We start from the raw sequence: 15,109 nt of genomic DNA, 5'->3' as shown, positions 1-15,109 counted from the left end.
TCGCATGTCCTTCCAAAAAGAGAACTCCCCCCTGCATATCTGCGCCTCGTCCGACTGCGATTGCGGTTTGACGCGCCGCGACTTCCTGCGCATGTCGGCGCTGGCCACGGCCAGCGTGGCCTCGCCGCTGCTGTTCGCCGGCGACGCCATGGCCCAGCAGGGACCGAAGGGCGACGACCAGCCCGTGAAGATCGGCTACCTGCCGATCACCGACGCGACACCCTTGCTGGTGGCGCACGCCCGCAAGCTGTTCGAGGCCGAAGGCCTGCAGGCGGAAACGCCGCGCCTGTTCCGCAGCTGGGCGCAGATCATCGAAGCGTTCGTGGCCGGCCAGGTCAACGTGATCCACCTGCTGTCGCCGGCCACCCTGTGGGTGCGCTATGGCGCCAAGTTCCCGGCAAAAGTGGTGGCCTGGAACCACGTCAACGGCTCCGCCCTGACGGTGGCCAACGAGATCGACAAGGTGCAGGACCTGGGCGGGCGCACGGTGGCGATTCCGTTCTGGTACTCGATCCACAATATCCTGCTGCAGCAGACTCTGTCGGCCAACGGCTTGACGCCCGTCACACGCGCGCGCAATGCGGCCATCAAGCCGAACGAAGTGAATTTGATCGTGCTGGCGCCGGCCGAAATGGTCTCGGCCCTGGCCAGCAAGGCGATCGCCGGCTATATCGTGGCCGAGCCGTTCAATGCGGCGGCCGAAAACGCCGGCATCGGCAAGATATTGCGCTTCTCGGGCGATGTGTGGAAGAACCATGCCTGCTGCGTGACCTTTTTGTCCGAGCGCGACATCAATACCCGTCCCGAATGGGCGCAAAAAGTCACCAACGCCATCGTCAAGGCACAGCTGTGGACGCGTTCGAACCAGGTCGACACGGCCAAGCTGCTGTCGAACGTGGGCGAACACCGCTATACGCCGCATCCGCTGCAGGTATTGACGAAAGTGCTGGCCACCACCGATTACGCCACCTATGAAAAACAGGGCCTGATCGTGCACAAAAACTGGCAGCAGCGCCGCATCGACTTCCAGCCGTATCCGTTTGCTTCGTACACGGAAGAACTGGTACGGGCGATCGGCCGCACCAAGGTGGAGGGCGATACGCGCTTTTTGGCCAGCCTCGATCCGAAGTTCGCCGCGCGCGACCTGGTTGATGACCGCTTCGTGCGCAAGGCGATCAACGCGGTCGGCGGCCCGGCCGCCTTCGGTTTGCCGGCCAACCTGCTGCGCAGCGAAACCGTGGCGGTCTGACGATGGCAAGAACGTGGTTCATGCGCCTGGGCCTGCCGCTGGTGGGGCTGGCCGGCGCCTTGTTACTGTGGTCGCTCGGTGTGTGGCAGCTGGAAAAATCCACGCCGATCGCCACCGCCTTTGCGCCGCTGCCCACGGCGCTGGCATTCAGGGACATGCTGGCGGGCGCCGACATCTGGCTGCATGTGACGCTCAGTTTGCAAAGGGTGGCCGTCGGCCTGGGCCTGGCGATCGTGATCGGCGTGCCGCTCGGCGTGCTGGTGGCGATGTCGAAAAGTTTTTCGGGCGCCGCCATGCCGCTGTTCCAGCTGCTGCGCATGATTTCGCCGCTGTCGTGGATGCCGATTGCCGTGATGGTGCTGGGTGTCGGCGGCGCGCCGGTCTACTTCCTGCTGGCGTTTGCGGCCGTCTGGCCGATCCTGCTCAATACGGCGGCCGGCGTGGCGCGGCTCGATCCGAACTGGCTGCTGCTGGCGCGCAGCCTGTCGGCCACGCGTGGCGAGATCGTCTTCAAGGTGATTTTGCCGGGCATTACGGCGGACATTCTGACAGGCGTGCGCCTGGCCATCGGCATTATCTGGATCGTGCTGGTGCCGGCCGAAATGCTGGGCGTGTCGGCCGGCCTCGGCTACTTTATCCTCGATACGCGCGACCGCCTGGCGTATTCGGAACTGATGGCGGCCATCGTGCTGATCGGCATACTGGGTTTCATGCTCGACTACCTGGCCAGGAGCGCGCATGCGCGCTGGCTGCATGTCAAACGCTAGTGCTGACGCCTAAAGAACCCGCGACGGCGGCATGCGCCGCCAGCGCCAGTTCGCGCCGGTGCGCGCCGACCGTGGCGATCGGCGCCAGGCACGCCAGGCGCGCGATGACGGGCTTGCCACTAAGGATGCGCACCATGCTTTGCGCGAACGTCATCTCGCCGATAAAGTCGATGGAATCGTGCGGCACGCCCGCCGCATCCACGTAGGACACGGCAAACGGCTGCACCGGCGCCTGCGCGTCGATCGCCGCCTCGAACAGATTGGCGTGAAACGGCAGCAGGTTTCCCTGTGCGGCCGTGGTCCCTTCGGGGAATACGCCGATCCGTTCGCCCTGTTGCAGTTTGTCGACCAGCCCCTGGAAGATCTTGCGCAAATCGCGCTTGTTGCCGCGTGAAATAAAGATCGTGCCGGCGCGCGCCGCCAGCCAGCCCAAAATCGGCCATGAGCGGATCTCGGCCTTGGCGACAAAGCGGCAAGGGTGAACCGCGTCGATGACAAAGATATCGAGCCAGGAAACGTGATTGGCCACCACCAGGCAATGGTCGAGCGCCAGCGCATGGCTGGCGGACGCCTCCACGGTGACATTACAGATAACCAGCAGCTGGCGCGACCAGGCGCGGATGCGCCGGTTGCGCCCCTCCACGTCCAGCCAGGGAAACAGCAGCAGGCTTTTGGTCATGCCGATGGCAAGATGCAGGGCGACGCGCGCGAGGCGCCAGGTAAGCAGAAGTTTCAAATGACACCAAATCAAGTGCCGGGAGCAGCCGCAGCCGCCCGCCGGCAATCAAACTACAGATTAACGCTGAAACGCCACCCGTCCAGCCACGATGGTTGCCTTGACGACGCCGCTCAGTTCATAGCCGAGGAAGGGCGTGTGCTTGCCCTGGCTGGCCAGCGAGGACGACGACACGGTCCAGCGCGCGGCGGGGTCGAACACGCAGATATCGGCCGCTGCGCCGATGGCCAGGCTGCCGGCCGGGATGCCGGCCACCTTGGCGGCATCGGCCGTGACCTTGGCCACGGCGCGCGCCAGCGGACGCGCACCGGCTTGCGGCTGGGCCAGCGCGTAGTCGTCGGCCCATTTCAGGGCCAGCGACAGCAGCAGTTCCAGGCCGGTCGCGCCAGGCGACGCTTCGCCGAAGGGCAGCAGTTTTTCATCGTCGTCGACCGGCGTATGGTCCGAGCACATGGCGTCGACGGTGCCGTCGAACAGCGCCGCGCGGATCGCATCGCGGTCGCGCTGGCTGCGGAACGGCGGGGTGACGCGCGCGTTCGGATCAAAGAAGCCGATATCGGCGTCGGTCAGGTGCACATGGTGTACGCCGACGTCGCAGGTGACCGGCAGGCCTTCGGCCTTGGCGGCGCGGATCAGCTCCAGGCCGGCGGCGGACGAAATGCGGCACAGGTGCACGCGCGCGCGGCTGGCGCGCATCAGTTCGAAAATCGTGTGCAGGGCGATGGTTTCCGACATCACCGGCACGCCCGACAAGCCCAGGCGCGAGGCCAGCGGGCCGCTGTGGGCGATGCCGCCGCGGCCGATATGCGGGTCCTGCGGACGCAGCCACACGGTGTAGCCAAAGGTGTTCGCATACTGCATCGCACGCAGCAGCACGGTGGTGTCTTCGATCGGCTCCTCGGCCTGCGCAAAGCCGATGCAGCCCGCTTCCGTCAGTTCCGCCATTTCCGTCAGCGACTGGCCTTTCAGGCCCACCGTCAGCGCGCCCAGCGGGTGCACATGCGCCTTGTCCTGCGTCTTGGCGCGGTATTTCAGCATCTCCACCAGGCCCGGCTCGTCCAGCACCGGGTCGGTGTCGGGCGGGCACACCAGGCTGGTCACGCCGCCCTGCAGCGCCGCCTGCAATTCGGACTCCAGCGTGGCCTTGTATTCGTAACCCGGCTCGCGCAGGCGCGCGGACAGGTCGACCAGGCCAGGGGAAACCACCAGGCCGGCCGCGTCAAAGGTGGTGTCGGCCACGAAGCCGGCCGGTGCGCTGCCCACGGCGAGGACCTTGCCGTCGGCGATAAACAGGTCCTGCAGGCCGTCGATGCCGTTGGCAGGGTCGATCAGATGGCCATTCTTGATATGTAGTGTCGTCATGCTTGCTTCTCGTCCTTGGGCCATCAGCCCTGATTACCAGCCAAAATACTCATCACCGCCATGCGCACGGCGATACCGAAGGTCACCTGCGGCAGGATCACCGCCTGCGGGCCGTCGGCCACGGCCGAATCGATCTCGACGCCGCGGTTCATCGGCCCCGGGTGCATCACGATGGCGTCCGGTTTCGCCAGCGCCAGGCGCTCCGGCGTCAGGCCATAGCTCTTGAAGTACTCCTGCGCCGACGGCAGCAGCGCGCCGCTCATGCGCTCGTTCTGCAGGCGCAGCATGATGATCACGTCGACGCCTTTCAGGCCTTCATCCATGTTGGTGAAGGTGCGCACGCCCATCTGCTCCAGGCCGCCCGGCAGCAGGGTGTGCGGGCCGATGGCGCGCACTTCGGGCACGCCCAGGGTGGTCAGGGCATGGATGTCGGAACGCGCCACGCGGCTGTGCAGGATGTCGCCGACGATGGCCACCGTCAGGTTGGTGAAATCCTTCTTGTAGTGGCGGATCGTGTACATGTCGAGCAGGCCCTGGGTCGGGTGCGCGTGGCGGCCGTCGCCGGCGTTGACCACGTGGACATGCGGCTGTTTGGTGTCGATCAGGTGCTTGGCGATCAGGTACGGCGCGCCCGACTGCGCATGGCGCACGACGAACATGTCGGCATGCATGGCCGACAGGTTGTCGATGGTGTCGAGCAGGGACTCGCCCTTGCTGGCCGACGAGGCCTGGATGTTCAGGTTGATGACGTCGGCCGACAGGCGTTTCGAGGCGATCTCGAAGGTGGTGCGGGTGCGCGTGGAGTTTTCAAAGAACAGGTTGAACACGCTTTTGCCGCGCATCAGCGGCACTTTTTTCACATCGCGGTCGGAGATGCCGACGAACGAGGAAGCGGTGTCGAGGATATGGTTGACGATAGACTTCGGCAAGCCTTCGATAGTCAACAGGTGCTGCAGTTCGCCGTGTTTATTCAGTTGCGGATTAAGCATGGTGGGTGTCTATGGTGAGCGTGAATTTATCGCCGGCCTGCTTCAGGACCAGCGCCTGGCCCGGCGGCACGGCGGTAAAGGCGGCCACGAAATCGGCGGCCACCGGCAACTGGCGCTCGCCCCGGTCTACCAGGGCGGCCAGCATGATCTTGGCCGGACGGCCGTAATCGAACAACTCGTTGATGGCCGCGCGCGTGGTGCGGCCCGTGTACAGCACATCGTCGACCAGCAGGATGGTGGCGCCGGCCACGTCAAACGCGATTTGCGTCGGCTTGACGTCGGCGTGCAGGCCCTTCTGCGCGAAGTCGTCGCGGTAAAAGGACACGTCGAGCACGCCCAGGCGGGCCGTCAGGTCCAAGTCGCGCGCCAGGCGTTCGGCCAGCCAGGCGCCGCCCGAGTGGATGCCGACGATGGCCACGTTGCTGGCGCCGGCCAGGCCGCTGCGCACTTGCGCCAGCAGTACCCCGTACAGGGCCTCGGCGTCGAGTTGGGAGGGGTTCACAAGATTGGACATAAATGGAGGAGTAGTCAAAAAAACGGTTCAGGACTGCGCGTCGAAATATTGCTGCAAGATCACGGCGGCGGCACGGTCATCGATCACCTCGCCGCGTTTGGCGGCAATCACGGCCGAGGAATAGCGTTCGTCGACCAGTTCCACCGGCAGGCCGAAGCGGCCGTGCATCTGGTTGGCGAAGCGCCGGCAGCGCGCGCTCATCTCGTGTTCGGTGCCGTCCGGGTGGCTGGGCAAGCCCACCACGATGCGGGTCGCGCCCCATTCCTTGATCAAGGCGGCGATGGCGGCAAACTTCGGTTCATTGGCAATCGCCGTGATCACGCTGAGCGGCTTGGCCTGGCAGATCATGGTATTGCCGATGGCCACGCCGATGCGTTTCAGGCCAAAGTCAAAAGCGAGAATGGTGTCGATGGCCTCGCCGTTCATGCGTGGCCGGCTTCCGATGCCAACATGAGCGGATCGATGCCCAGCAGCTTGATGGCCGCCACGTAGCGCTCGGCGATCGGGAAGTCGAACAGGATATCGGCCGAGGCGCCCACCGTCAGCCAGCCGTTGCGGCCGATCTCGTCTTCCAGCTGGCCCGGGCTCCAGCCCGAATAGCCGATCGAGACCAGCATGCGCTGCGGCCCTTCGCCCTTGGCGACGGCTTCGAGCACGTCGATCGAGGTGGTAAACGCCACTTCGTCGGTCACCGTCAGCGACGAGGAATAGCGCGCGCCCGGCGTGTGCAGCACGAAGCCGCGGTCGTCCTGCACCGGGCCGCCGAACATGATGGGTTCATTGACGATGGGCGCATCGCTGCCGGCCGCCAGTTTCAGGTCGATGCGCTCGAACAGCACATCCATCGTCATGTCGGTCGGCTTGTTGATGACCACGCCCAGCACGCCGTTCTCATTGTGTTCGCACACATAGACGACGGTGCCGCCGAAGATCGGGTCTTGCATCGCCGGCATGGCGATCAGAAAATGGTTGGCCAGATTCAAGGTGGACGAACCGGTGGCGGCGCCTTCGCTGGCGCTCTGCATCAAACGATGTCCCGGGAGCGTGTGGTCGATTTTACTCTTTTTCATACGCGTTGCTCTCTCTGTGGGCTTGCTGGCAAGACACTTTACCCCTGCTGTCGTTATTATTTGTAAGATCCGGTTGTCAGTGCGCGTGGCTTGCGTGGGGAGGTCGATTGTAAAATCGTTACCGTTCTGCTGGCGCACGCGTAAGCACTGCGAAATCAGGCGCTAGTTTACACTGAATTGCCATGCCGGCGACGCCCAAGGCGCGGCGCGGGCGGGCATAATGCGCCGCCAGCGGCGAAAAATCGCCCTTTCTTGACCTTTTACAACGACAATAAGCACTATCCGCCACCATGACACTTCTCACCTCCCTGGTCTGGTTCCGCCGCGACCTGCGCGCGTTTGACCATGCTGCGCTGCACCATGCCTTGCGCCAGAGCCAGGCCGTGCACTGCGTCTTCGTCTACGACAGCGCGATTCTGGACAGCCTGCCGCGGCGCGACCGCCGCGTCGACTTCATCCATGCCAGCATCGCCGAACTGGCCGCCGAACTGCGCCAGCTCGGTGGCGACCTCATCGTGCTGCACGGCAATGCCGCCACCGAAATCCCGCGCCTGGCGGCCGAACTGAAGGCCGACGCCGTGTTCGCCAACCACGACTACGAGCCGCAGGCGATCGCCCGCGACGCTGGCGTGGCAGCGGCCCTGACGGCAGACGCCCGCCTGTGGTTCAGCTTCAAGGACCAGGTGATCTTTGAAAAAGACGAAGTGCTGACCCTGTCCGACAAGCCGTATACCGTTTACACGCCATATAAAAATGCCTGGCTGAAAAAAATGCGCGCCGACCCATCGTGCCTGGCGCCGTACGATATCGAGCCGCACGCGGCCCGGCTGGCGCCGCCGCGCGGCAAGCCGGCCGCCCTGCCCACCCTGGATCAGCTGGGTTTCGAGCCCAGCAACCTGGCCGAGCTGGCGATTCCCACCGGCATGTCGGGCGGCGCGCAGCTGTTTGACGACTTTTTGAAACGCGTCGACAAATACGATGTGGCGCGCGATTTTCCTGCACTGAAAGGGCCGTCCTACCTGTCGCTGCATCTGCGCTTCGGCACCGTGTCGCTGCGTTACCTGGTACGCATCATGGTCGACCTGATGGAACGCGGTGGTGGTGGCGACGGCGCGCCCGTCTGGCTGGCCGAACTGATCTGGCGCGACTTCTACGCCATGATTTTGTACCAGAATCCGCACGTGGAACATGGTGCCTTCAAGCCCGCCTACGACGCCATCGCCTGGGAAACGGGAACACTGGCCGACGACGCATTTGCGGCCTGGTGCGAGGGCCGCACCGGCTATCCGCTGGTGGACGCGGCCATGCTGCAGCTGAACCAGACCGGCTACATGCACAACCGCCTGCGCATGGTCACCGCCTGCTTCCTGATCAAGGACCTCGGCATCGACTGGCGCCGCGGCGAAGCGTATTTCGCGCTGCACCTGAACGACTTCGACCTGGCCTCCAACAACGGCGGCTGGCAGTGGGCCTCGTCGTCGGGTTGCGACGCCCAGCCCTATTTCCGCATCTTCAACCCGATCACCCAGTCGGAAAAATTCGACGCCAACGGCCGCTTTATCCGCCGTTACCTGCCGCAGCTGAAAGCGCTGGGCGACAAGGAAATCCACGCGCCGTGGCTGGTGCCGCGCATGCTGCTCGATCAAAAAAACATCGTGCTGGGCCGCGATTACCCGGCGCCCATCGTGCAGCACGACGAGGCGAGGAAAGAGACGCTGGAGCGTTACGAGGTGGTGAAAACCGTCAAGGTCGCGTAACCCGGCTTATTGTTGACGTCGGGTTACGCTGCGCTAACCCGACCTACGAAGCGATAAAGGCCCGTAGATACTGTTATCCCCGTCAAGCGTTGTGCAAGGTCGGATCAAATATTTTTCCAGACCTGAGCACACCGAATGCCACATGCACCAGCTTGCGCATCATGGCGCCGATGATCAGCTTCGGCGCCTTCCCAGCTGCGTTAAGCCGTTGACCGAAACGCTTACCCCACTCGGTTCTGTGTACGGCCACCATAGCCGGCATATACAGGGCTTTGCGCAGGAAGCTATGGCCGATCTTCGACATGCGCGGCTTGCCACGAACGCTCGATCCTGACTCGTGCTGGCGTGGATCGAGGCCGGCAAACGCCACGGCTTGCTTGGCGTTATCGAAGCGTTCCGTGTCGGCATAGTAAGACAGCAGGACGGGAATCGTACGCTCTCCCAGGCCAGGAATGCTATCGAGCAGATCACGCTTGTCGTGTAAGTCCGGGTCGTCATCGATATGGCGTTTGATCGCCTCGATGAGTTCCTTGATTTGTCTATCGAGCCACGCAATGTGCTCTTCGATACCTTGGCGTACCGCTTCACGCGCGACATCGAGCCGGTTCGTCTCCTGCAATCGCATCGCCTGCAACGCCTCCAGGCGCAGCACCATGGCGCGCAGTGCTTGTGCAGCTGGCGATGGTGCGATCCAGGGCTCAGGCTGGCGTTCATGGGAGAAGTCAGCAATCAACTGAGCATCAACTTTATCGGTCTTGGTGCGTACCAGACGCGAGGCGCCAAAGGCCTTGATCTGCGCAGGGTTGATAACGCTCACCACCATACCAAGTCCTGCCAGATATTCTGCAACACCTTCCCAATAGGTGCCAGTCGCCTCCATGCACACTCTCGGGTTGCTGGCATCATGCTTGAGCAGCCATTCTTTCAGTACAACAAATCCTTTGTAGTTATTCTCTACTACCTTGTTACGGTGCTTGCCATTGGGCAGGCGCAGCGCGCAGTCAAGCTTTGCCTTGGCAACGTCGATTCCTAAATTAAACATGCTGTGGTCCTCTTGCGATCTACCTTGTGAATGCGGGCTAACCGGCGTGCCGGTGCCAAAGATACTGTCCGATCTTGACATGGAGGGTGGGTAACTGGTGCGAGATCTACATCGCTGGCTTTGAGCCTAAGGGCGGATACGGCATCCAGTTACCCGGTCTTGATATGCCTACCAAGAATTTTGACAGCGGTCGATGTTGTTCGCAACACCACCAACCGCATGAGAGGAATAATACAAGGTCGGATTAGGCCTCAGGCCGTAATCCGACAACATTGTTGGCGCTTGCCGTCACCCCCCCGTCAGCAACCGATCCACCTCCGCCAGCAGTTCCTCTTCCTGGAACGGTTTGCCGAAATACGCATTCACGCCCAGTTCCAGGGCGTGCTGGCGGTGCTTGTCGGCGCTGCGCGAGGTGATCATGATGAGGGGAATGGCGCGCGTGCGTTCGTCGCTGCGCACATTGCGCGTCAAATCGAAACCGTCCATGCGCGGCATTTCGACGTCGACCAGCATCAGCGCCGGCAGCGCGGCCGGGTCGAGTTCATGCAATTGCTCGAGCGCGTCGACGCCGTCCTTGGCCAGCAGCACCAGGTAGCCTTCGCGCTCGAACAGCCGCTGCATCACGCGGCGCACGGTCAGCGAATCGTCGACCACCATCACGCAGGCGCGCGGCGCGGGCAGCGCCACGCGGCCTTCGCCGGCGGCCGCCGCATACTGCGCCAGCAGTTCCGGGTGGTGAGCCAGGTGCTGCGCCAGCGCCACCGGGTTCAGTATCAGCACGATGTCGCCGGTGCCCAGCACAGTGGCGCCGGCGATGCCCGGCATGCGCGCCAGTTGCGGCCCCACATGCTTGACCACCACTTCGCGGTTGCCCAGCACATCGTCGACCTGCAGCGCCAGCCTGTCGTTGCCGTTGCGTAGCAGCAGCACCGGCGCATGGCGCTGGGTAGCGGGCGCCGCCGGCGGGTCGCCCAGCATGGTCGACAACTGGTGCAGCGCCAGCAACTGGCCGTGCGCATCGATCTGGCCGGAGCTTGTCACCTGCGCCAGCTGCTCGCCCTTCAGGTGCAGCACCTGCTCGACCAGCACCGAGGGCAAGGCATAGGTCTTGCCGTTGGCCGCCAGCAGCACCACCTGTGTCACCGCCAGCGTCAGGGGCAAATGGATGGTAAAACGGATGCCCTGGCCCGCTTCGGTCGCGGTGTCGACCCGCCCGCCCAGCGCCAGCGCTTCCGAGCGCACGATATCCATGCCGAAGCCGCGGCCGGCCAGTTCGGTCAGGCTGTCGGCGGTGGACAGGCCGGGTGCGAAGATCAGTTCGGCCGCCTGCGCGTCGCTGACGTCGGCGTCCGGCGCGACCAGGCCGGCGCTGCGCGCCCTGGCGCGGATGCGGTCCAGGTCCAGCCCGGCGCCATCGTCGGAAAACGCGATCGCCACTTCATTGCCCTGCTGGCTGACCTGCACCAGCAACTCGCCCGTTTCGCTCTTGCCCGCCGCCAGGCGCGCCTCGCGCGGTTCGATGCCATGCGCGATCGCGTTGCGCAGCAGGTGTTCGAACGGTGCGGCCATGCGTTCGAGCACGCTGCGGTCGATCTCCACATTGCCACCACGGATATCGAGGTTGACCCGCTTGTCGACTTCCTTGGCGCTTTGCCGCGCCACGCGGAACAGCCGTTCGGCGATGCTGGCAAACGGCACCATGCGGATCTGCATCAGGTCGCGCTGCAGTTCGCGCGTCAGGCGCGCCTGCAGCACCAGGTCGTCGCCCACCGTGCCCACGCTCTGGCTCAGGTGTTCATGGAAGGAGGCGACGTCGTTGACGCTTTCGGCCATCATGCGCGTCAGTTCCTGCAGGCGCGTAAAACGGTCGAATTCGAGCGGATCGAAATCGCGCTCGCTGCCGACCGCCATGCGCGAGGCGATCTGCGATTCGGCCTGCATTTCCACTTCGCGCAACTGGCGCCGCAAGCGCGCCAGGTTGTCGGAAAACTCGCCCAGCGAGGCGCCCAGCACGCCCACTTCGTTTTCGATTTTCGAGCGCGTGATCGACACTTCGCCGGCCTGGTTCACCAGGCGGTCGAGGATGTCGGCGCGCACGCGCACCAGCGCCGCCTTCGGTTCCGGCGGCGGCGTGTCTTCCATGCCCGGCAGCGGCAGCAAAGGCTGCTGCAACTGTTCGAACAGATGCAGCGCATGGTCGTAATGGGCCAGCAATTCCTCGAAAGCCTGTGGCGTGGCCGTGCCCGCGTGCAGCATGTTTTCGATATGGGTTTCGATTTCATGCGCGTGCTGGCCCAGGCGCATGGCGCCGGCCATGCGCGCGCTGCCCTTGACCGTATGCAGGGTGCGCAGCAGCATCTGCGCCTGGCTGCTGTCCTGCGGCTGCTGCTGCCAGTTGCGCAGCGCCGCACCGATCTGCGGCAGCAAATCGGCGCCCTCTTCCAGGAACACCGGCAGCAAGTCCAGGTCCAGCTCGTCGCTGATGCCGGCGCTGGCCGCCAGCAGGGCCTGCGCGTCGGCCGGCACCATCGCCGGCGCCTCGGTCTCCGGTTCGGTTTCCGGTCCCGGTTCCGGTTCCGGTTCGGCTGCCGCTGGCGGCGTATCGAACACGGAGTCGAACAGGTCGTCGATGGCGCTGGTATCGGGCGCCGGCGGCAGTTTCATGCGCGCTGGCGGTGTTTCCTCCAGCGTGGTGGGGCCCTGCCCTGGTCCATCGGCGACGATGCTGGCGTAGGCGGCGGCAAACAGCGCATCGAGGCCGGTCTCGGCAGGTTTGCCGCGGTCGTCCATAATGCTGGCATAGGTGGCGGCGAACAGGGCATCCAGGCTGTTTTCAGGTGTGGGCGCAGTCTCCCCTGGCGGTGCCGTCAGCGCGCGCCACAAGGTATTGAGTTCCTCGATCAGTGCCGGCTGCGCCGGCGCCAGGTCGCCCAGGGCGAACGCCTGCAGCATCTGGCGGATGCCATCGGTGGCGTGTTCCAGCACGTCGTGCTGCGCGTCGGCCAGCCCGGCGCGCGGCGCCACCACGGTTTCGATGGCGATTTCCAGCGCGTGCGCCAGGTCGCGCAAGGCGCTAAAGCCGACGGTGCCGGAGCTGCCGGCCAGGGTATGCACGGCCTGCAGCGCGTCGGCGCTGACGGCGCGCGCTTCATGGCGCCATTCGCCGAAATCGCGCTCAAGCACGCGCAGCAGTTCGTCGGTTTCGGCCAGGTAGATGTTATACAGCGGCAGGCTGATACGCAGCTCGCCCACGTGTTTCAGGTTGTCGTCCGGCGCCTCGTGCACGGTGGGCGCGGTGGCCGGCGGAAATCCGATCACATTGCCGTTGCCGGTATTGACCGGCGCCGGGGCCTCCTTGGCCGCAGGGCGCCGCTTGCGCAGTTCGAACGGCCCGCCTTCGCGCACCCGCTCGGCCGCATCCGGCAGCATGCCCGCCTCGCGCCCGCGCGCGCCGCCCCCCTCCAGCTCGGCCACCCATTCGCTCAACTGGTACCAGCCGTAATTGAGCAGGGTGTACAGATCATCGCTGGCCGGGCGCGCCTCGGCCAGCCAGGTATTGAGCACTTTTTCGATGGCGCCGGCCGCTTCGGCAAACTGCGCCAGGCCGATCATGCGGCTGCTGCCCTTCAGGGTGTGATACGAGCGGCGCAGCATGGCCAGGTGTTCGCCGCTGCCGGCGCCCGCCTCGGCGCGCAGCGCGGCCAGGCTGGTTTCCACAAAGGCCAGCACCTCGCGCGCCTCAGCCAGGAAAATATCGAGCATCTCGGCGTCGAGATCGCCGCCGGCCGCTGTGCCGTTGTCCGCTGGCGGCGTGATCGACTGCGGCGGCAAAGGATGCTCCAGCACCGGCACCGGCACGCTGCCGGCCGCCGCCACTTTTTCAAACGGCAGCGCGCGGAAGGCGCCGCTGGCGGCATCGAAATGGAAGCGCGCGCCGGCCCCCTGGGGATTACGGCCCAGCATGTCGACAAAAAAGCCCAGCGCGCTGACGTTTTGCGCGATCTCGTCGAGCGCTTCCATCGGCGCCTGGCTGTCGCCGTCCAGCAGCAGCTGGACGCTGGAAACCACCTGCTGCATGCCGGCGCTGGCGGCGGCCTGCCCCAGTTCCTCCAGCGTCTGCCGCATCGGCTGCAGCAGCGGCGCCACGCCGGCCAGTTCCGCGCGGCGGCCAATATCGGCGTAATAGGCGTTGAGCAGCTGCTCGACCTGGCGCAAGCCCGCTTTCATGGACTCGGCCAGCGCGCCCGCCACTTGCCCCTGTTCGATCTGGCGCGACAATTCGCCCTGCGCCGGCGCCGATGGCGCCTCGCCGTCCTGCAGCGCCTGCAAGCGCGCGGCGATGGTTTCGGCATTGCTGGCGAAATCGTCGGGCAGCCTGCGCAACTGTTCCAGGCCGGTTTCGGCAAACAGCAGCGCCGTCTCCATTTCCTGCGCCAGCGCGGCGTGGCGGCCGCTGGCGGCTGCCTGCCGCGCCACGTCGGCGCCCTGGCGCAGCAGGCTGGCCAGCGCCGGCACTTTCAAGGTCTCCGCCTGCGCCGCCACCTCATCGAGCGCCTCGCTGAAAGCCTCGCCCGGCGCGGTGTCGCGCCAGCTGGCGCGCGCGCGGGCCAGCGCCTCGCGCGCACTTTGCAAGGCGGCCTGATCGACCTGGCCATAGCGCCGCGCCTCCACATCCTCGGCCACCAGGCCATCGAGCTCGAAGGCCTGGCGCAGCTGGCGCGCCGCCGGCGTGGGCTCGCTGGCGGCGGCGATCAGGTACAGCGCATCGCGCAGCAAGGTGTCGGGCAGGCCGGCAGTGCCTTGCGCCAGGCGGCGCAATTGCAGGTTGATCAGGCCAAATAGCTGTTTCATGTACAGGCTGTCGCCGCCCTGGCCCTGGGCCGCCAGGCCGGCCACGGCCTGCATGGTGAACCAGAAGGTGCGCGCCGACGCCTCGCCCTGCGCATCGGCCACCAGTTGCAAGGTATCGTGCAGGGCTTGCGCATGCGGCTGGCGCGCCTCGGCATCCGGCGCCCTCAGGAACGGCAGCAGCGACTTTTCAAAGCGGCTGCGCCAGGCCGGATAGTCGGCGGCGATCACCGGCTCGGCCAGCGCGATGGCGTGGTGCCGGTCCACGGACGGCGGGAAAAACAGTTCGGCCGGATGCACGCGTTCCACCCCCAGCATGGTCTGCAGCGCGCGGTAATACGGGAACAGGCGGGTGGGCTGCGGCGGCGTGCCGGCCAGCAGGTCTTCCAGGTATTCGGTGAGGGCCTGGTACAGCTCGGCCACCACTTGCGCATGGTCGACCGTGTATTCCAGGCTGCCGTCGCGAAAACGCGTCAGCGCCTGTTCCGCGCCCGCCGTCAGCAGGCCGGCGCCGGCCACGTCGACCATCACCAGCGCGCCATGCGCCTGGTGCAGGTGCGAGCGCGCATGCTGCAGGGCGGTGGCGCGTTCCTCGCGCTCGCGTCCGCCCGCCTCGAACAAGGCGGTGCGGGAACGGGCCAGCGCTTCGCGGATTTCCACCATCACCCAAGACAAGGGCTCGCTGTCAAACGGCTTGGACTGCTGCGGCCTGGACTGCTGCGGATTATCTGGTGTGCTCATGCCTGCCTCGGTAAAGAATTCATAACGCAAAAAT

At 65.2% G+C, this 15,109-nt stretch carries 11 protein-coding genes; 3 read left to right on the top strand and 8 right to left on the bottom strand.

Annotated elements, in window-relative coordinates; genetic code table 11:
• Positions 1-4 precede the first annotated feature (4 nt).
• Together Q8L25_RS08815 and Q8L25_RS08810 are read left to right on the top strand one after the other, a co-directional pair.
• Positions 5-1,249 carry an ABC transporter substrate-binding protein gene (locus Q8L25_RS08815; RefSeq protein ID WP_308924501.1) on the top strand — a complete coding sequence of 415 codons (1,245 nt, stop codon included), beginning with the start codon at positions 5-7 and terminating at the stop codon, positions 1,247-1,249.
• 2 nt (positions 1,250-1,251) lie between these two features.
• Complete coding sequence (locus tag Q8L25_RS08810; RefSeq protein ID WP_308924500.1) at positions 1,252-2,016, top strand: ABC transporter permease; 765 nt, start codon at positions 1,252-1,254, stop codon at positions 2,014-2,016.
• On the opposite strand, the gene Q8L25_RS08805 is transcribed toward Q8L25_RS08810, so the two are convergent.
• Genes Q8L25_RS08805 through Q8L25_RS08780 form a run of 6 tightly spaced genes read right to left on the bottom strand, consistent with a single transcriptional unit; the run spans position 2,006 to position 6,687 of the window.
• The gene (locus Q8L25_RS08805) at positions 2,006-2,752 is read right to left on the bottom strand and encodes a lysophospholipid acyltransferase family protein (protein WP_308924499.1); all 747 of its coding nucleotides are present in this window, start codon (positions 2,750-2,752) and stop codon (positions 2,006-2,008) included. The genes Q8L25_RS08810 and Q8L25_RS08805 overlap by 11 nt on opposite strands.
• Before the next feature lie 60 nt (positions 2,753-2,812).
• On the bottom strand, positions 2,813-4,114 hold the full coding sequence (locus tag Q8L25_RS08800) for a dihydroorotase (RefSeq protein WP_308924498.1): 1,302 nt from the start codon (positions 4,112-4,114) through the stop codon (positions 2,813-2,815).
• Positions 4,115-4,137: 23 nt separating this feature from the next.
• Entirely contained in the window at positions 4,138-5,103 is a 966-nt protein-coding gene (locus Q8L25_RS08795) for an aspartate carbamoyltransferase catalytic subunit (RefSeq protein WP_034746695.1), read from the bottom strand.
• The gene (pyrR, locus tag Q8L25_RS08790) at positions 5,096-5,617 is read right to left on the bottom strand and encodes a bifunctional pyr operon transcriptional regulator/uracil phosphoribosyltransferase PyrR (RefSeq protein ID WP_308924497.1); all 522 of its coding nucleotides are present in this window, start codon (positions 5,615-5,617) and stop codon (positions 5,096-5,098) included. The genes Q8L25_RS08795 and pyrR overlap by 8 nt, the downstream gene beginning before the upstream one ends.
• 27 nt (positions 5,618-5,644) lie before the next feature.
• A complete protein-coding gene (gene ruvX, locus Q8L25_RS08785) occupies positions 5,645-6,043 on the bottom strand; it encodes a Holliday junction resolvase RuvX (protein ID WP_308924496.1) in 399 nt (132 codons plus the stop codon).
• On the bottom strand, positions 6,040-6,687 hold the full coding sequence (locus tag Q8L25_RS08780; RefSeq protein ID WP_374694251.1) for a YqgE/AlgH family protein: 648 nt from the start codon (positions 6,685-6,687) through the stop codon (positions 6,040-6,042). Before Q8L25_RS08780 ends, ruvX begins: the two co-directional genes overlap by 4 nt.
• Before the next feature lie 290 nt (positions 6,688-6,977).
• Here Q8L25_RS08780 and Q8L25_RS08775 point away from each other — a divergent pair, with 290 nt between their 5' ends.
• On the top strand, positions 6,978-8,444 hold the full coding sequence (locus Q8L25_RS08775; RefSeq protein ID WP_308924495.1) for a deoxyribodipyrimidine photo-lyase: 1,467 nt from the start codon (positions 6,978-6,980) through the stop codon (positions 8,442-8,444).
• An 82-nt stretch (positions 8,445-8,526) separates the two neighbouring features.
• On the opposite strand, the gene Q8L25_RS08770 is transcribed toward Q8L25_RS08775, so the two are convergent.
• Positions 8,527-9,486 (bottom strand): IS110 family transposase, encoded by a 960-nt coding sequence (locus Q8L25_RS08770; protein WP_308922117.1) that lies wholly within the window; start codon positions 9,484-9,486, stop codon positions 8,527-8,529.
• Positions 9,487-9,774: 288 nt separating this feature from the next.
• Positions 9,775-15,075: an Hpt domain-containing protein gene (locus tag Q8L25_RS08765; protein WP_308924494.1), complete on the bottom strand. Its 5,301-nt coding sequence runs from the start codon at positions 15,073-15,075 to the stop codon at positions 9,775-9,777.
• Between the last annotated feature and the right edge of the window lie 34 nt (positions 15,076-15,109).

Source organism: Janthinobacterium sp. J1-1 (genome assembly GCF_030944405.1).
Taxonomy (GTDB): domain Bacteria; phylum Pseudomonadota; class Gammaproteobacteria; order Burkholderiales; family Burkholderiaceae_D; genus Janthinobacterium.
The sequence above is the reverse complement of the archived record's forward strand: the minus strand, read 5'-3'. Positions and strand labels throughout refer to the sequence as shown.